Raw genomic sequence first — 18,390 nt, 5'->3', positions numbered from 1 at the left:
ATTTCATATGATATACACTATAGTCTAAAAAAGAAAAGCTTAATCGTCAATAAGGTTAGCCAAGTTTTTTATAATATATGCATAGGAAAGAAAAATGATTATGTTTACACCCTAAGAAAGAAAACAACGTATTGTTTTATTGCTGAGATTGTTGGGCTTGCTGCTCTGCTGCTTGAATTTGTGAAACAAAAAACTCAGTATTGTTGATAAGCCAATGCACTTGTTGCAGTTGGGTGACAGATTCACGTTCGTTGCGATCATTGCGACTCGGCTGTGCCGCATAGGTAGCTACTTGCTTGGTAAATAAACGAGGATATGCTAAATAGGCCAACATCAACTTTTTTTCTTCAGATGTGAATGGAAAGTTTTTTTGATAGACTTGAAACCATTCGTATCTGTCATTACGTGCAATTGGATACGTTTGAAACGAGCGAGAGTAAAATTGGACAAGGTCTTGAACAGGTGTGGAAAATTGAGATCTTTCTAAACTGATAAAATATCCGTTTCGTTCATGATCAAATAAAAAATGATTCATGGACAAATTACCATGAATTAGTGCAATACGTGTAGTCTCCTGCTCCTTCATAGCTTCATGCCATTCTTCAAGCTTTTTGGAGGCAAATTCATGCGCACGTATGGCCTGATGAAAATACGTACAGTATTGCAACTCAAACGGAGACATATACCATCTGCTCTCGCAATTTACCACAAACTCTTCCAGTGCATTTCGTTCTCTTTCCCAAAGTCCTGATAAAGTATCGTAATGATTATCAAGCACGTCCTCTGTCAACTTTTCTTCGCGCAATGTTTTTTGATGCATACTTGCCAAGGTTTGAAACATTTTATGATACTCATCATTTTCTTCGCCCTGCGCATGTGCTTCAAGCCATGGCATCAAATAGTATCGATATTCAGAATCCGATAAAATATACTCGCCAACTCCGTTATGATAAATAGGAGCAAAATTGGTGAAGCCCTTCTCCGCCAAGAGTTGCAAATGCTGCATAAAATTACTTCGTTCCAGCCTCGCCGGTTCCAGCTTTTTCAAAGCATATGCTCCCTGGCTCGTATGCACCTTAACCACACTGCCATGCTCTTCTATATGCTCTGCCTGCAACCGATAAGATTGCAGCAGCGGCTCATATCGTTCTCGCACCGTTCGTTCCATAGAGACAACCCTTTCTCGTAAAAATAAAAAGAGGTGAGGAAGAAAATTCTTCACTCACACTGCTCTTTTACGACTTCGCTTTTGGCTTGACTATCGGAATGTATAAAATCTTTCCTTCCTGCAAATATCCTTCGTCAATTTGGTTGACACGTGTTAATTGTTGAGAAGTGATATTATATTTTTCAGCAATCGATTCGGTTGTGTCACCTTGCTGAACAAAGTACATCCGCATTTTTGTAAACTCTTCGTCACGCTCTTTTGTGAATAACTTTGTTAAATACAGTGCATTTTCGTCACGCTGAGAATATTCATAAGTTTCTTCTTCCTCCCTAAATTTCTGAAAAGAAAAGGTGGCGGGTACTTCTTCTGCTGGCGGTTTTTTTGCTTCTAATTGAAACGGCTCTAATGTTAGCTCTTTAAAATGAGGTGCCTCGTATACTTCATCTTCCTCACGTGCATCCTCATTATAATAAGCATCCCACTCATTCTCTTGAGATTCATCGTAATGCACCTCTATTTCATCTCGATCACAAAGACCACCGATTGCAATATCTGCGATAAGCTGTAAACAGCCACGTTCAGGTAACTCATAATCAAATGATTCAATCATCACATATAAGTCCGCTGCATCCCTGACACGTTCACGAGGAATCGAAACTTCGAGCGGAAAAGCATGAGAGATTTCATTAACACCGTCTTCTCTTGTAAAAATTGCATCTACTGTATGAACTGGCGATAAATCGCGTAAAGAAAATCCTTCTTCCTCCGGCTCAGGTACATATTCACCTGTTAATTGTAGCTCTCCTCTTACCACTACCTCATAATCCTTCTCCTGCACAGAAATATCTGGATCTAACGAAATGGAAATTAACTCCGCTACTTCCTGTCCTTTTTTAAACCATATAGACTCCTTTAACGAAAAGCGCAATGATGTTTGATTATCCAACGTCACTTGCGTTTCCCCCTCTCAACACAGTATATGACATTACAGATTATGTGCGGGGGCGATCATTTATGAATGAAAATAAAAAACGAGGGTGTCGACACCCTCGTTTTTTATTTAAGCTTAGAAAATGCAATTTCCGCAGCAGCAATTGTTTTTTCAATATCTTCATCGCTATGTGCAGTTGATAGAAACAAACCTTCAAATTGAGATGGTGGTAAAAATACCCCTTGCTCAATCATTTCACGATAATATGTCGCAAAATAAGCAAGATTGGATGTTTTGGCCGTTTCATAGTTAATCACTTTCTCGTCTGTAAAGAACAAGCCCACCATGGAACCTGCGCGATTTACACAATGCGGAATGCCGTGCTTTTTCGCCGCAGCTTTCAAGCCTTCTTCTAGTTTCATTGCTTTACGTTCAAACTCTTCGTAGGATTCCGGAGAAAGCTGCACAAGCGTTTCATATCCGGCCGTCATTGCTAATGGATTTCCAGATAACGTACCAGCTTGATAAATAGGTCCACTTGGCGCAACCTGCGCCATAATTTCCGCCTTGCCTCCATATGCACCTACAGGCAAACCACCGCCAATTACTTTACCAAGACATGTTAAATCCGGAATCACGTTAAAATAGCCTTGACCGCAGTGATAGCCAACACGAAAGCCAGTCATCACCTCATCAAAAATTAACAGTGCCCCGTATTCAGATGTAATCGTACGAAGACCTTCTAAGAAACCTGGAAGCGGTGGTACTACACCCATATTGCCTGCTACTGGTTCTACGATTATCGCAGCAATATCGTCACCGAACTGTTCAAATGCAACACGCACGCTTTCTAAGTCATTATATGGCACTGTGATGGTATTACGAGCCACTCCTTCCGGAACACCCGGACTGTCAGGCAAACCCAGTGTCGCAACACCAGAGCCCGCTTTAATCAGTAAAGAATCACCATGTCCATGATAGCAGCCTTCAAATTTTAAAATCTTATTTCGCCCTGTGTAGCCGCGTGCCAAGCGAAGCGCGCTCATTGTCGCTTCTGTACCTGAGTTTACCATGCGCACAACCTCTACAGATGGAACACGTTCAATCACCAATTTGGCTAATTCGTTCTCAATTTCAGTTGGTGCACCAAAGCTTGTACCTTTTTCCGCAACTTGTTTTAGACCTTCGACTACTCTGTCGTTAGCGTGACCGTGAATAAGCGGACCCCAAGATAATACATAATCAATATATTCATTGCCATCAATATCGTATACTTTTGAGCCTTTGCCATGGTCCATAAAAATGGGGTTCATCCCTACAGATTTAAACGCGCGCACAGGACTATTTACACCGCCTGGCATCATTTGCTTTGCTTCTTCAAATGCTTGAATTGATTTCTCGAAACTTCTCATTACATTTCCTCCTCAAGCCATCTTGCAGCATCTTTTGCGAAGTATGTTAAAATTAAGTCCGCTCCGGCACGCTTCATGCTTAGTAATTGTTCCAATACGATTTCCTTTTCATTAATCCAGCCGTTTTGTGCAGCAGCCTTGACCATAGAATACTCGCCGCTCACATTATAAGCAACCACCGGCAAGTTGAAGTTATTTTTCACATCGCGAATAATATCTAGATAAGAAAGCGCTGGCTTTACCATTAAGAAGTCGGCGCCTTCTTCTACATCAGATTCCGCTTCTCGAAGTGCCTCTAAACGGTTTGCTGGATCCATTTGATATGCTTTACGATCACCAAACTTAGGTGAGCTGTGTGCTGCATCGCGGAACGGACCGTAATGAGCAGAAGAATATTTAACCGCATAAGACATGATAGGAATATGCGTAAAGCCGTTTTCATCAAGCGCATGGCGAATTGCGGCTACGAAACCGTCCATCATATTAGAAGGTGCAATAATGTCTGCTCCGGCTTGTGCCTGACTTACAGCTGTTTTAGCTAGCAGTTCAAGCGATTCATCATTTAGAATAACACCATCTTCTACAACGCCGCAATGACCGTGGGATGTATATTGACATAAACACGTGTCAGCTATTACAACCATCTCAGGAAAGCTCTCTTTAATCAAAGTAATCGCACGTTGTACAATGCCATGGCTGCAATAAGCCGATGAGCCAGCTTCGTCCTTTTCTGCCGGTACACCAAATACGATAACGGACTTAATACCTAAATCAACTACTTCTTGTATATCAGCATGTAACAAATCTAATGAGATTTGCTCCACACCCGGCATAGATTTGACAGGGTTACGTTTATTTTCCCCTTCCACCACAAAAATCGGGTAAATGAAATCTTCTTTATGTAAAAAGGTTTCACGTACAAGTGCGCGCATCCCTGCAGATTGACGCAATCTTCGGTGACGGTTGAATTGTAATTGCTTCATACTTCTTCGACTCCTTTTTCTTCTTTTTCCACTATACACTGAAGCAACGCAGCTATTGTGTACGTATTAGGCATTACCACAGTTTTAAAATAGGGAAGTGCCTCTCGCTTCGTAACAGGACCTATACATCCTATCGTACATGTTTTTAACCAGTTCTTCCACTCTGTACCCGCAAGCAAAGTTACAAACCCCTGCACAGTAGAAGGACTTGTAAATAAAACGACGTCGACTCCCTCTGAAACTGCTTGTATCAGCGCCGGGCGCATGTGCCGATTAATTTCTGTTTTATATACGATTATATCTTGTACAAATACGCCTTGAGAACGCAATGTGGTCGAAATCACATCTCGTGCTCGATCTCCTTTCGGGAACAATACACGCTGGCTGTTCTTTACAACCTGTGAAAATTCTATAGCAAATACTTCTCCCACATAGGCACTTGGCATAAAAGAAGCATGATAGCCCATTTCTTCTAAAGCCAGCTTTGTTTTCTCTCCCACAACAGCAATACGAACATGAATAGGTAATGTATAGGACGAAAAAAAACACCGCACAGCATTTTTGCTCGTAAAAATAACCCAATCGTAAGTAGCAAGGGAAAGATCTATCGTTGCTTTCGGAACAATATGAAGAAGCGGCACAGAGATTGGTATACCTCCGAACGACATAATAGCTTCCTCCACCTCTCTCATTTGTCCCTTTGCCCGTAGTGAAAGAACTTTCTTACCAGCGAGACGTTTCACTGTTGTTCCTTCGCTTCTAAAATGAGTTCTTTTGCACCTTTTGCAATTAAGCGATTCGCAGCTTCTGTCCCTACTTTATCCGGCTCAGTACCTCGTACAGTCTCTTTCAGTAAAATCGAACCATCCTTTGAACCAACAAGTGCTGTCAGCTCGATTTCTCCTTCTTTCATTACGGCATAACCAGCAATCGGTACTTGGCAACCACCTTCTAAACGATGTAAAAATTCACGCTCAGCAGCAACTGTTTGCTCTGTAATTACATCATTAAATAAACGAAGTGCCGACAACAGCTCTTCATCATCAGCGCGACATTCAATGGATAAAGCACCTTGACCAACAGCTGGCACGCATTGATCTGTCTCCAAATAACCTGTAATTACATCTTCGGCCCAGCCCATGCGCTTTAAACCAGCTGCCGCAAGAATAATGGCATCATAATCTTCTTCCTGTAGCTTGCGAATACGTGTGTCGATATTTCCACGAATCCATTTGATTTGCAAATCGGGGCGTTCAGCCAACAATTGCGAACTGCGACGTAAACTACTTGTCCCAATTACGGCACCTGCTGGTAAGTCCGAAAGAGATTTACCGTTTTTTGTAATAAATACATCGCGTGGATCTACTCGCTTTGGCACACAACCAATTGTTAGACCGTCCGGCAATACAGCCGGCATATCCTTCATGCTGTGCACAGCCATATCAATTTCCTTATCCAGCATAGCCTGTTCGATTTCCTTTACAAACAAACCCTTTCCGCCCACTTTTGACAGAGTAACATCAAGAATGACGTCTCCCTTTGTAACAATTTCTTTGACTTCAAATTCAAAAGGTAAGCCGCATTGTTTTAACTGTTCAATCACCCAATTTGTTTGTGTTAAAGCTAATTTACTCTTTCTTGAACCTACAATAATTTTACGCATACGTGACCTCTCTCGTTTGTTACTTCTCTTTCATTGTTCATTCTACATACCGATGTTCGCTTATAAGTTCCAAAAATGAAACGAAGATAAGCTACTGAGTAAAAAGATGTTAATAAGTAATGTTAAAAAAGCACCTACATTCCAATGTGCAATTTGCTTTCCCTGCAATTTCCCAGAGGTATACAGATATAAACCTGTACAATATACAATAAATACAACAAAAGACCCAATTACCTTAGGGTCATACCAGTGAAAATTTTCAAGCTTTGTGTAAGCCCATATGCAGCCAAGTAAAATGGCAAACAAAAAGAATGGTGCTGCAAATATATTTAAAACATAAGATAACGTATTTAGTTTAGGTAGGTTTCCTAAGCGTCGCAAACGAACCGTCCATTTCTTTTGCTTTAATAGTCGATACTGCAACAAGTACATGAGTGAGAAAATAAATGAAACTGTAAATGTTGCATACGATAAAAACGCCATCCCAACATGTACGTACACTAGCTCTGAAACTAAACGATTTGCAAGAACAGGCGGTGTTTTACCAAATGGTGTAAAAATGGAAAGCGCGCTAATGCTAAACGCCAGTACATTCGTAAAAAACACCAAAAAATCAATGCGCTGCAACCGATTTAAGATAAGAGATAGCGTTATTAACAGCCATACATAAAAATAGACACCTGACACAAGTGTGAGAATCGGATTAGCATGCGTTTCGACAGCACGAATGCACATAAATACCGTTTGTAGCAACCATACAATAGCAAGCAACCAAAAAGCTGTTCGATTTGCTTTTTGATTGCTTTGTAAAAAATCAATACAATACAAACTCACACTGCATGCATAAAGGATGATCGCTACATGATAAATAATACTGTTATTAAGCAGTTCCATACCTGTTATAAGGGACGCGCGGATAATGCCGGAACTGCATGTACTTGCTCTACTTTAGATGCTTGCTGATTTACATCTAAATTAAATATTTTTGCGAACAGTTCCAAGTGTTCCTTTGCATCAGGCTCCGCCGCCAATTCCTTTGCCATTAAAATAGGATCTTTCAACATTTGATTGATAATACTTTTTGTATGCTTGCTGATAAGTTTACGCTCTCGCTCTGTTAAATTCGGCATTTTCCGCTCTAAGCTTTTCATTGTTTCACTTTGAATAGATAGTGCTTTCTCTCTTAGCTGCGAGATAAGTGGTACAACACCAAGCGTGTTCATCCAGGCTTTAAATAGGACAATCTCCTCTTCAATCATAAGACCTATTTTTTCCGCCTCACGTAAACGCTCTTCTTTATTTGCTTCCACAATGCCTTGCAAATCATCAATATCATATAAAAAGACTGATTCCAACTCCGCAATTTCCGGTGATAAATCACGCGGAACAGCAATATCCACCATAAAAATTGGACGACCACGGCGCATCTTTTCTACTTTTATCATCATATCTTTTGTTACGACATACTCTGAAGCACCAGTGGAGCTAATTAAAATATCTGCTTCCACTAAGGCGCATTGTAATTCGTGTAATGATTTGGCTTGCCCCATATACTTCTTTGCCATCGCTTCCGCTTTTTCAAACGTGCGATTCATCACGGTCACTTGTCCTACACCGTTTCCGTATAGGTTTTGCAGTGCCAACTCCCCCATCTTGCCAGCACCTAAAATAAGAACATGACAATCTTGTAGGCTACCGAAAATCTTTTTGGCAAGTTCAACAGCTGCATAGCTTACAGAAACGGCATTTCCACCAATTGTTGTTTCTGAATGGGCACGTTTAGCTAACGTAATAGCTTGCTTAAACAACTCATTAAACACGGTTCCTGTTGTTTGACCTTGAGCTTGTAAAAAGCTCGTACGAATTTGTCCTAGAATTTGCGTTTCACCAATCACCATAGAATCCAAACCACTTGTAACTCGGAACAAGTGCTCAATTGCCCCATCTTCCTCCCATATGGACAAGTAAGAAGAAAACGCATCTATCGGGAGCTGAAACCACTCAGATAAAAACTTTTTAATATAATATCGACCTGTATGCAGTTGGTCGACCACTGCATAGACTTCCGTTCGATTGCATGTCGATATAATAATATTTTCCAATATACTCTTTTGTTGCTGCAGCTGCAGCATCGCTTGCTCCAAATCTGTCGGTTGAAATGAAAGCTTTTCGCGAATCTCTACAGGGGCAGTTCGATAGTTAACACCCACTACTAGAATATGCACTTTACGTGCCCCCCTTCATTCTTATCCAAATACATATTGAGTGCTTTGCGCAAACAAATAACTGTATCTATAATACACAGCTATATTCACATTTGTTTTCCTATTTCTCGTACTTCATCCTACATGTATATAATGTTAATGATAGTACATCCCACTTGTTTTAAATCTGACAATAATGTGAACATCTGTATATGTGCTAAAAAAGTCCCATCCCCATATAATATGACTTTTTCGTTCGAACATAGACTCTATCTTGTACGTTATCAAAAAAATGATAGTGAAGCAAGCAATGCAATCTATATTCCCTTAAAATAACCCTTCCTTTATTTTCCCATTATATCAATTTTTAAACCGCTTTCATATATAAATCTTTCTCCATTTTCTCTAATTAATAATTGCCTATTGTAAATATTAAGCTGTAACACAGCTAACATAAAAAAACACGTGAATCAAACTCACGTGTTTTTTGTATTAGTAAAATAATGAATAGCTGACCAGGCCTCATCTTTTCCAAGACCTGTTTCAGAAGAAAATAACACGAGACGATCTCCCGGCTCAATTTCAAGTTTTTCTTTTACTACCTTAAGATGTTTATCCCATTTTCCTTTTGGAATCTTATCAGCCTTTGTCGCAACGATAATAACCGGGATTTCATAATGCTTTAAAAAATCGTACATCATGACATCATCTGCAGTCGGTGGGTGACGTAAATCAACGATAAGAACAACCGCCTTTAATTGTTCTCTTGATGTAAAATACGTCTCAATCATTTTCCCCCAAGCTTCACGCTCTTTTTTTGACACCTTTGCGTATCCATAGCCAGGAACATCGACAAAGTGCATCATCTCATTGATGATATAAAAGTTTAAAGTTTGTGTTTTTCCAGGCTTGGAGGAGATACGCGCCAGTCCTTTTCGATTTAGCATCTTATTAATGAACGACGACTTTCCTACATTTGAGCGACCGGCAAGCGCAATTTCCGGCATATCCTCTTGTGGGTATTGTGCCGGCTTTACGGCGCTAATTACAATTTCTGATTTTGTTACTTTCATTCCTTCACTCCTACTAAAGCGTGCGCAAGCACTTCATCGAGATGAGAAACCGGGACAAATGTAATGTTCTCCTTTACACTATCCGGAATGTCATCTAAATCCTTCTCATTTTCTGCTGGCATAATGACCTTTTTTAAGCCAGCGCGATGTGCACTTAGAGATTTTTCTTTTAGACCGCCGATTGGAAGAACGCGCCCACGTAGTGTAATTTCTCCGGTCATCCCTACTTCTTTACTTACAGCCTTACCTGTTAAAGCGGAAATGAGTGCTGTCGCCATGGTAATACCAGCTGACGGGCCATCTTTTGGAACCGCTCCCTCCGGTACATGAATATGAATATCATTCTTCTCGTGAAATTCTGGATCAATGTCCAGCTCACTCGCTCGGGATCGAATGTAACTAAATGCTGCTTGCGCAGACTCCTTCATCACATCACCTAATTTCCCCGTTAAAATCAACTTACCTTTACCGGGATATAGAGACACTTCAATCGGGAGCGTATCACCGCCAACGGATGTGTATGCCAACCCTGTTGCTACCCCAACTTGATCATGCGCTTCTGCTTGCCCGTAGCGGTACTTCTTCTTGCCTAAAAACTCTTCAATATTTTTATCAGTTACAACGACTTTCTTCTTAGCTTCTGTAACTAGAATACGCGCCGCTTTTCGACATATCGTTGCGACTTGTCTTTCTAAGGCACGAACACCCGCTTCTCTTGTATAATAACGAACAAGTGCAACTAAACCATCTTCACGGATTTGTAGCTTTGATTTCCCAAGGCCATGTTCTTTCATTTGCTTTGGAACTAAGTGATCACGCGCAATATGTATTTTTTCAATTTCGGTATAACCTGCAATATTAATAATCTCCATACGGTCAAGAAGTGGTCCTGGAATCGTAGCCAATGTGTTGGCTGTTGCGATGAACATCACCTTGGATAAATCGTAAGGTTCTTCAATATAATGATCACTAAAATTTCGGTTTTGCTCAGGATCTAATACCTCTAGCAATGCCGCAGACGGATCACCGCGGAAGTCATTGGACATTTTATCAATTTCATCTAGTAAGAATACCGGGTTAATTGTTTTGGCCTTTTTCATACCTTGGATAATCCGTCCAGGCATAGCACCAATGTAAGTGCGTCGATGACCGCGTACCTCCGATTCATCGCGTACACCACCGAGTGAAACCCGTACAAAATTTCTACCAAGCGATGTCGCAATTGAACGAGCCAGTGATGTTTTACCAACGCCAGGCGGTCCTACAAGACAAAGAATTGGTCCTTTTAATGAGCGTGTGAGCTGCTGAACAGCCAAATACTCCAATACGCGTTCCTTTACCTTTTCTAATCCGAAATGGTCTTTGTTTAAAATCTCTTCTGCACGTACAACGTCTAGAATATCTTCTGTTGCTTCTGTCCAAGGCAATGTTAATAGCCAATCTATATAATTTCGAATAACACCGCTCTCTGCCGAACTAGAAGGCAATTTCTCATACCGACCCAATTCACGTAGCGCCACATCTTTTGTTTCTTGAGGCATGCCCGACTGTTCAATTTTAGTACGCAGCTCTTCAACTTCACCGGTTTTCCCCTCTTTATCGCCAAGCTCTTTTTGAATAGCTTTCATTTGCTCGCGTAGAAAATACTCCTTTTGCGTACGCTCCATGGATTTTTTCACACGCTGACTAATGGTTTTCTCCAAATCGAGCAACTCTTTTTCGTCTTGAATAAATGAAATAATTTTACGCAAACGCTCTTTTGCATCTAAAATTTCCAGCACGTCTTGCTTTTCTTTAATTTTAAGCGGTAAATGAGAGGCAATTAAGTCCGCCAAACGTCCCGGTTCCATTATATCCACCACTGTTGCAAACGTTTCATTGGATATTTTTTTGGACACTTTAATATATTGCTCAAAATCTTGTGTTAGTGTGCGCATGAGTGCTTTCTCTTCCAAGTCATGCGCTTCCTTATCTTTTAATACTTGTATGTTCACATTTACTACATCTTCTTGCTCCTGCAGATGTAAAAGCTCTGCTCTATGTAATCCTTCCACAAGCACTCGAACGGTACCATTTGGTAGCTTTAACGTTTGTTTTATCTTTGCTAATGTACCGATTGTATATAAATCCTCTGCAGTCGGTTGATCGACATTCACATCTTTTTGTGTGGCCAAAAAGATAAGATTTTCATCAAGTGCCGCATTCTCAATTGCTCGTATCGACTTTTCACGTCCCACATCAAGATGTAACACCATTGTCGGATACACGAGAATACCTCGTAGTGGCAGGAGGGGAACGATTTTTTCGCTCTGGTTCATTTGATTATGGCACCTCCATTTTATAGTCTGTTCACCTATTGTATATTACAAAAGAACATTTATGCAATCGCGGTGAATTATTGAAATGGTTCCTATGAGTTATATTACCCAATTCTGTTATGTATTTTTAAAGAATACTCTTTTAAGAACCGCTTTTGATTTGTATGTGAATGTTAGAAAAACAAAGCTGTCCCATTTTGGGACAGCTTTGTTTTTCTTATCCAGACTGTGACTCTTCTTCAAAATGAGCATGCTCCTGTATTTGTTCCGCAATCGCTAACTTCAGTACATCCTGAAGATGACGGACCGGAACAATGTCGATGTCTGTTATTGAATATAAAATAGGTTGCATATTTTCAGCAGGAATAATGACGGTGTTGGCACCGGCTTTCTTTGCTGCTTTAATTTTCGCATACACACCACCCACAGGCTTGACTTCTCCTTGAATACTAATTTCCCCGGTCATTGCCACATCATTGCGTACATATCGTCCATGCACCGCAGAATAGACACCCGTTGCAATTGCAATTCCTGCAGAGGGACCATCAACCGGTGCCCCGCCTGGAAAATTAATATGAATGTCATATCCGGATGGAAGAAGGTTAAAGGAGCGCAATACAGTAATTACATTGTCCACAGAAGCTTTGGCCATACTTTTACGGCGAATGGATTTTCCTTGCCCCCCAAGACTTTCTTCTTCTACAATACCGGTAATCACAACATCGCCCTTTCCCTCCACTTGCATTGCTGTGACCTCGAGCTCCAGTAAAGCCCCCGTGTTTGGACCATATACAGCTAGACCATTGACAAGACCAATCTTAGGAATTGGATAAATACGCTTCTCATACTTTGGTGTTAACTGACTAGAATGGATTACCCATTCAATGTCTGCATCATGAATGTCAGTTCTATTTTCGTTAATTGCCATACCTGCTGCAATTTGTACCAAATTAATAGCTTCACGGCCGTTACGTGCATATTTCCCAATTAATGCTACACCTTTCTCTCCGATTGCAAGTTCCACCTTATGAGCGGCGTTGCGAGCCACTCGTTCAATTTCCTCTGTGTCCAACTCTCGAAAAAATATTTCAAGACAACGTGAGCGAATGGCGGGCGGAATGTCTTCTGGAGAACGTGTCGTAGCTCCAACAAGCCGAAAATCAGCTGGAAGCCCGTTTTGAAAAATATCATGAATATAGGTAGGAATAAAGGTATTCTCTTCGCTATAATAGGCGCTCTCTAAAAACACTTTCCTATCTTCAAGTACCTTGAGCATTTTATTCATTTGAATCGGATGCAGTTCACCAATTTCATCTATAAACAAAATCCCTCCGTGCGCATCCGTAACCGCCCCTTTTTTGGGCTGCGGGATGCCAGCCTGCCCCATGGCACCGGCTCCTTGATAAATCGGGTCATGCACTGAGCCGATAAGCGGGTCTGCAATGCCTCGTTCATCAAAACGAGCTGTTGTCGCATCCAGTTCGATAAAAACAGCAGATGGACGAAAAGGGGATTTCTCATTTTTGCGCGCCTCTTCTAACACAAGACGAGCTGCCGCCGTTTTTCCAACTCCCGGCGGACCATATATAATGACATGTTGCGGATTAGGACCACATAGCGCTGCCTGTAATGATTTAATGCCATCTTGTTGCCCTACAATATCTGCAAATGTAGCAGGGCGAACTTTTTCGGCTAGTGGTTCTGTTAAGGAGATAGAGCGCATTTTCCGCAGCTGCTCCATTTCTTTCTTAGATTCTTTATCAATCGATATTTTCTGTGTTCGCTGATTGCGTAGCAAATGCCAAAAATATAAGCCGACGATTACGCCGAACACCAATTGAACGAGTAAAATAATATTCGTCCAGCTCATGTAAATCCCTCCCAGTTCATTGATACTTTGTAGTATCGCCGAGTCGAAAGAGCCCTAAACATAAAAGAAACAGCAATTCCTTAGGAATTGCTGTTTCTTTTGGTTACGCTGACGTTTTGGTTCCTTGCTCAAGCACTGTACCATCTTGCAATACAAGCTTTGGAGGAGCGCCGTCTGCAACTGTCTCTTTTGAAATGATGCATGTCTCAATATCCTCACGAGAAGGAAGCTCAAACATCACATCCAGCATCATGCCTTCAATAATAGAGCGAAGACCACGTGCTCCTGTTTTACGCTCAATCGCCTTTTTCGCGATTTCAAGAAGCGCACCTTCTTCAAACTCAAGCTTTACATCGTCAAGCTCAAGCAGCTTTTGATATTGTTTCACAAGTGCGTTTTTCGGCTTTGTCAAAATTTCAACAAGCGCTTCCTCGTCTAATTGCTCTAAGTTAGCAATTACCGGCAAACGACCAATGAACTCAGGGATTAAACCGAACTTCAGTAAATCTTCCGGTAGAACATGGGATAACACTTTGTCATCCTCAATGTTGCGCTTCCCGTCTGTTCCGAATCCAATCACCTTTTTACCTAGACGGCGTTTGATGATTTGCTCAATACCATCGAATGCCCCGCCACAAATAAACAAAATATTTGTTGTGTCAATTTGAATAAACTCCTGATGTGGGTGCTTACGTCCGCCTTGCGGTGGAACGCTCGCTACTGTACCTTCAAGAATTTTCAAAAGCGCTTGCTGTACACCTTCGCCTGAAACATCACGCGTAATAGAAGGGTTTTCGGATTTACGAGCTACCTTATCAATTTCATCGATATAGATAATACCCTTTTCCGCTTTTTCCACATCGTAATCAGCAGCTTGAATCAGTTTAAGAAGAATGTTTTCCACATCTTCTCCAACATAACCAGCTTCTGTTAAAGATGTTGCATCCGCAATCGCAAACGGCACATTTAAAATACGTGCCAAAGTTTGCGCAAGCAATGTTTTACCGCTTCCTGTCGGACCAATCATTGCAATATTACTTTTAGAAAGCTCTACATCGTCAATTTTGCTGTTGGAGTTAATACGTTTATAGTGGTTATATACCGCTACAGCCAAAGCTTTTTTCGCATTATCTTGCCCGATGACATATTCATCAAGGATTTCACGAATTTCCATTGGTTTTGGAACATCCTTCAATTCTACTTCATCATCTTTTGCAAGCTCCTCATGCACGATTTCTGTACAAAGCTCAATACACTCATCACAAATATAAACTCCAGGCCCCGCCACAAGCTTACGGACCTGCGTTTGCGTTTTACCGCAAAAAGAACATTTCAATTGCCCTTTTTCATCATTAAACTTGAACATATTTTCACACCCCTTAAAAGTGCTAGAAACCTTACACACTATGTAAATGAAATTATTACCGTATGTAAATACATATTATGTCACTATGTTGGATTAAATACAAATGATATGGTCGCTTATGTATATATTCTAAATCATTTTAATTTTTAGAATACATATATTCTGCTTGCATGAGCTTATTTCCTGCACAATTATTTAATCGTTTTATAAAACAAGGCACGATCCAGCATCGCGCCCTGTTTTATCATATTACTTGCTGTTTTCTACTAAGAATTCAATAGCTTTACGGATTTTAAGATCTTCTTTTAGGCCTTCTAGGCTGCCAAGAGCTTGCTTTACAGCATCAACTGGCATGTTGTACATTTCAGCCATTTTGTTTACTTCTTCGTTTGCTTCTTCATCTGTAGCTTCAATGCCTTCAGCTTCAATGATTGCTTCTAATACAAGATTTGTTTTTACGCGAGGTGCTGCTTCTTCTTTCATTTGCTCTTTCAGCTTCGCTTCATCTTGTCCCGTGAATTGGAAGTAAAGCTCCATGCTCATACCTTGCGCTTGTAGACGTTGGTCGAATTCACGAACCATACGATTAAGCTCAGTTTCAATCATTGCTTCTGGAATTTCAACTTCAGCGTTTGCTACAGCTTTTTCTACCGCATCGTTGCGAAGTTTGTTTTCTGCTTCATTTTTCTTGCTTTCTTCAAGATCTGCGCGAAGTTTTGCTTTTAACTCATCTAGAGTTGCTACTTCTTCGTTCACATCTTTAGCGAACTCATCGTCTAAAGCAGGAACTTGCTTTGCTTTGATTTCGTGAACAGTCACTTTGAATACTGCAGGTTTACCTTTAAGTTCTTCTGCATGGTACTCTTCAGGGAATGTTACTTCGATGTCTTTAGACTCGCCAGCTTTTAGACCAACCAGCTGCTCTTCAAAACCTGGGATGAAAGAACCAGATCCGATCTCAAGAGAGTAGTTCTCAGCTTTGCCGCCTTCGAATGCTTCACCGTTTACGAAACCTTCAAAATCGATGATAGCTGTATCGCCGTTTTCTACTGCGCCATCTTCTTTTACAACAAGCTCAGCGTTGCGCTCTTGTAAAGTTTTCAATTCGTTTGCTACATCCTCATCTGTTACAGCAGTTTCCATTTTTTCAAGTTCAAGACCTTTGTATTCACCAAGCTTTACTTCTGGCTTAACTGTTACTTTCGCAGTGAAAATAAGGTTTTTGCCTTTTTCCATTTGCTCGATGTTGATTTCAGGTTGCGCAACAGGGAAGATACCTGTTTCGTCAATTGCTTGTGTGTATGCACGTGGCAAGATGAAGTCTAATGCATCTTGGTAAAGAGATTCTACACCGTATTTCTTTTCGAACAATACGCGTGGCATTTTTCCTTTACGGAATCCAGGCTCATTGATGCGGTTTACAACTTTTTTAAATGCCGCGTCCAAACCCTTCGTTACTTCTTGTGCCTCAACCTCTACAGTTAAGACACCTACGCTACCTTCTAACTTTTCCCATTTTACAGCCATTTATTCTTTCCCTCCATGTAAATAAAAGTAAACTTACACAAACCGGTGCAGTTTGTGATCTAGCATTTTGCAGGTTCTTTCCCCACCGCAGCGGGGCATATTACCCGTTCATGCGTGATAAGCTATAAATACTCGGTATGTAATCCGAGAATCATACAATATGATGAGAGACTCCCTCTGTGCGGGGCAAATTACACCTTCTGCAACCCTTTTATTATAGCATACAAATTCTCTGTTTCAACAATCACGCCATTCTTTTTCGTCACAGCGGTAAAAATCCTTCAGTTTCAATACGGAGCAGCATGTGCTGCGCTTCTTCTAAAAGTTGCTGAAACACAGCATTTTCTTCTTCATGTCCGGTATCTGCTTCATGCATTGCAAATCTATCGTTTCCAATCATTTCTAGGGCCACAGCCCATAATTTCGGGTCATTCGGCTGCATAGAAAGCGGAAATACAAGTGTCTGCAACTGCAACCAATAGGCAGATAACGCTTCAAGCAAGGTAGGATTTTCCTGACTCAAACGATTATCTAATTCTTGTAAAACAGCCTTCGTAAACGCCATTTCATTAACTTCAAGCAGCTCGGACGGCACCACTCGCTCGCTTAAGCCATACTTACTAACTGTCACCGCCTCTTCTATCTCATGCTCCTTCAGTAAATGCAGTACTGCCGTTTTGACGTATGGGTGCTTGTGCGTATCAGATAAAAATGTTTTTAGAAAAGGAAACGCATATACCGTTCCTTGTTGTTTTAACGTTTGCAACGCTTGTAACTGTGCAACGACATCTGTGCCTGCAAAGATTGTTTTGAATTCATGGTTCATGTCCTTTGACGGTTGTTGCTGCATCTTTTGAGCAAATGACACTAAACTTTCTAACTTCTTTCGCTGCTCTTCTTGCATAGGATACCCGTGTATTTGTTTTGCCATTTGAGAGATTCCTGTATAGTCATTCAGTTGCACAAGAATGCTCATATACATATCCAATACATTCACATCAAACGTATCTTGATTAGCAAGCAATTCTTTGCAACGCACTCTGGCTTCTTTCCATTCACCCGTCTCCATTAAGCATACTACTGCACCAAATTCAGTACGTTCGTCATGCATATCGTGTGCGCGCATTTGATCAAAATAAGCAAGTGCTTCGCTAAAATCTTTAGACTGCAATGCCTGGAAACCATTCTCTTTCAAACGAGCTGCTAAATTAGGAAATAATACAACTGTTTCTTCATTTTTCATTACTTCGGCCTCTTCCGTTAACCATTATCAAATAGTGTTGATTAAGAGGATACAGGACGATTTTAACTATATGTAAACACTGTGGTGCGCTTGCCCTATAAACAGCAGCGCAGCCCAAGCATCGACCTGAATTCAATTTCCCTCTCATTCCTATCATCTGCTTCTAGCATAGTAAAACCATAGATAGATTGCAAATGTAGATAAGCAGGATAAGACATGATAAACTTTGCGCTTTTCCTACACAAAAATCAGGTGCCAAAGCATCTAGTTTCCAATCTTGTATGTTTTCAATTCTTAGGAATGCATCCTAAGCATGTACCAGTGCAACAACCGTCTTCTTCAGTTTGTTAGAAAACATAAGTTATTTTGTTTATTGCTTAATGAATGTATATATGTTCAACTCGTTTTCCTGACAGGAAACAACATCTCCAGAACGTCCCATTACGTGTATATGTTTTTACAAGGCACGTGCAGCCAAACATCGCTCGTTCTTCTCTATTACTCCCCAAAATAAGGTTCGTTTTTAATCGTAACTAATGTAAAAAATACATGAAATCTCTTCTATGCTAAAGATATCATTTGAATTAAATTGATTGTTTTTGAATATTTTTGATTGATTTATGAAAAGGCTT

General features: G+C 40.6%; 14 protein-coding genes and 1 other annotated feature (1 of these 15 only partly in view). All 14 genes read right to left on the bottom strand.

The window, feature by feature from the left end; all coding sequences use genetic code 11:
- Nucleotides 1-6 (bottom strand) — a binding site (T-box leader); it reaches 215 nt to the left of the window's first position.
- 130 nt (nt 7-136) lie between these two features.
- The 14 genes from ysxE to EEJ45_RS02535 all read right to left on the bottom strand — a co-directional run bounded on the left by ysxE (nt 137) and on the right by EEJ45_RS02535 (nt 17,758).
- Complete coding sequence (gene ysxE, locus EEJ45_RS02600; RefSeq protein ID WP_124563235.1) at nt 137-1,168, bottom strand: spore coat protein YsxE; 1,032 nt, start codon at nt 1,166-1,168, stop codon at nt 137-139.
- Between the two features lie 67 nt (nt 1,169-1,235).
- Entirely contained in the window at nt 1,236-2,114 is an 879-nt protein-coding gene (gene spoVID, locus EEJ45_RS02595; RefSeq protein ID WP_380018267.1) for a stage VI sporulation protein D, read from the bottom strand.
- Nucleotides 2,115-2,224: 110 nt separating this feature from the next.
- Complete coding sequence (gene hemL / locus EEJ45_RS02590; RefSeq protein WP_124563233.1) at nt 2,225-3,511, bottom strand: glutamate-1-semialdehyde 2,1-aminomutase; 1,287 nt, start codon at nt 3,509-3,511, stop codon at nt 2,225-2,227.
- On the bottom strand, nt 3,511-4,494 hold the full coding sequence (gene hemB, locus EEJ45_RS02585) for a porphobilinogen synthase (protein WP_124563232.1): 984 nt from the start codon (nt 4,492-4,494) through the stop codon (nt 3,511-3,513). Before hemB ends, hemL begins: the two co-directional genes overlap by 1 nt.
- Nucleotides 4,491-5,237: a uroporphyrinogen-III synthase gene (locus EEJ45_RS02580; RefSeq protein ID WP_124563231.1), complete on the bottom strand. Its 747-nt coding sequence runs from the start codon at nt 5,235-5,237 to the stop codon at nt 4,491-4,493. Before EEJ45_RS02580 ends, hemB begins: the two co-directional genes overlap by 4 nt.
- Nucleotides 5,234-6,157: a hydroxymethylbilane synthase gene (gene hemC / locus EEJ45_RS02575; RefSeq protein WP_124563230.1), complete on the bottom strand. Its 924-nt coding sequence runs from the start codon at nt 6,155-6,157 to the stop codon at nt 5,234-5,236. Before hemC ends, EEJ45_RS02580 begins: the two co-directional genes overlap by 4 nt.
- Before the next feature lie 60 nt (nt 6,158-6,217).
- Entirely contained in the window at nt 6,218-7,051 is an 834-nt protein-coding gene (locus EEJ45_RS02570) for a cytochrome c biogenesis protein (RefSeq protein ID WP_124563229.1), read from the bottom strand.
- Nucleotides 7,052-7,056: 5 nt separating this feature from the next.
- Nucleotides 7,057-8,382 (bottom strand): glutamyl-tRNA reductase, encoded by a 1,326-nt coding sequence (hemA, locus tag EEJ45_RS02565; RefSeq protein WP_124563228.1) that lies wholly within the window; start codon nt 8,380-8,382, stop codon nt 7,057-7,059.
- 455 nt (nt 8,383-8,837) lie between these two features.
- Complete coding sequence (gene yihA / locus EEJ45_RS02560; protein WP_124563227.1) at nt 8,838-9,434, bottom strand: ribosome biogenesis GTP-binding protein YihA/YsxC; 597 nt, start codon at nt 9,432-9,434, stop codon at nt 8,838-8,840.
- A complete protein-coding gene (lon, locus tag EEJ45_RS02555; RefSeq protein WP_124563226.1) occupies nt 9,431-11,752 on the bottom strand; it encodes an endopeptidase La in 2,322 nt (773 codons plus the stop codon). The genes yihA and lon overlap by 4 nt, the downstream gene beginning before the upstream one ends.
- A 217-nt stretch (nt 11,753-11,969) precedes the next feature.
- The gene (gene lonB / locus EEJ45_RS02550) at nt 11,970-13,622 is read right to left on the bottom strand and encodes an ATP-dependent protease LonB (protein WP_124563225.1); all 1,653 of its coding nucleotides are present in this window, start codon (nt 13,620-13,622) and stop codon (nt 11,970-11,972) included.
- Nucleotides 13,623-13,725: 103 nt separating this feature from the next.
- Nucleotides 13,726-14,988, bottom strand: coding sequence for an ATP-dependent protease ATP-binding subunit ClpX (clpX, locus tag EEJ45_RS02545; protein ID WP_124563224.1), 1,263 nt, complete (start codon nt 14,986-14,988; stop codon nt 13,726-13,728).
- Between the two features lie 249 nt (nt 14,989-15,237).
- Entirely contained in the window at nt 15,238-16,515 is a 1,278-nt protein-coding gene (tig, locus tag EEJ45_RS02540; protein WP_124563223.1) for a trigger factor, read from the bottom strand.
- A gap of 262 nt (nt 16,516-16,777) precedes the next feature.
- A complete protein-coding gene (locus EEJ45_RS02535; RefSeq protein ID WP_124563222.1) occupies nt 16,778-17,758 on the bottom strand; it encodes a tetratricopeptide repeat protein in 981 nt (326 codons plus the stop codon).
- Nucleotides 17,759-18,390: the final 632 nt, after the last annotated feature.

The organism is Ectobacillus antri, from assembly GCF_003852715.1.
Taxonomy (GTDB): Bacteria; Bacillota; Bacilli; order Bacillales; family Bacillaceae_G; genus Ectobacillus; species Ectobacillus antri.
The sequence above is the reverse complement of the archived record's forward strand: the minus strand, read 5'-3'. Positions and strand labels throughout refer to the sequence as shown.

What these genes read in the sequence shown, in the direction of transcription:
- ysxE (WP_124563235.1), bottom strand. Translation starts at nt 1,168, where the DNA reads ATGGAACGAACGGTGCGAGAACGATATGAGCCGCTGCTGCAATCTTAT.
- hemL (WP_124563233.1), bottom strand. Translation starts at nt 3,511, where the DNA reads ATGAGAAGTTTCGAGAAATCAATTCAAGCATTTGAAGAAGCAAAGCAA.
- hemB (WP_124563232.1), bottom strand. Translation starts at nt 4,494, where the DNA reads ATGAAGCAATTACAATTCAACCGTCACCGAAGATTGCGTCAATCTGCA.
- hemC (WP_124563230.1), bottom strand. Translation starts at nt 6,157, where the DNA reads ATGCGTAAAATTATTGTAGGTTCAAGAAAGAGTAAATTAGCTTTAACA.
- EEJ45_RS02570 (WP_124563229.1), bottom strand. Translation starts at nt 7,051, where the DNA reads ATGGAACTGCTTAATAACAGTATTATTTATCATGTAGCGATCATCCTT.
- yihA (WP_124563227.1), bottom strand. Translation starts at nt 9,434, where the DNA reads ATGAAAGTAACAAAATCAGAAATTGTAATTAGCGCCGTAAAGCCGGCA.
- lon (WP_124563226.1), bottom strand. Translation starts at nt 11,752, where the DNA reads ATGAACCAGAGCGAAAAAATCGTTCCCCTCCTGCCACTACGAGGTATT.
- lonB (WP_124563225.1), bottom strand. Translation starts at nt 13,622, where the DNA reads ATGAGCTGGACGAATATTATTTTACTCGTTCAATTGGTGTTCGGCGTA.
- clpX (WP_124563224.1), bottom strand. Translation starts at nt 14,988, where the DNA reads ATGTTCAAGTTTAATGATGAAAAAGGGCAATTGAAATGTTCTTTTTGC.
- tig (WP_124563223.1), bottom strand. Translation starts at nt 16,515, where the DNA reads ATGGCTGTAAAATGGGAAAAGTTAGAAGGTAGCGTAGGTGTCTTAACT.
- EEJ45_RS02535 (WP_124563222.1), bottom strand. Translation starts at nt 17,758, where the DNA reads ATGAAAAATGAAGAAACAGTTGTATTATTTCCTAATTTAGCAGCTCGT.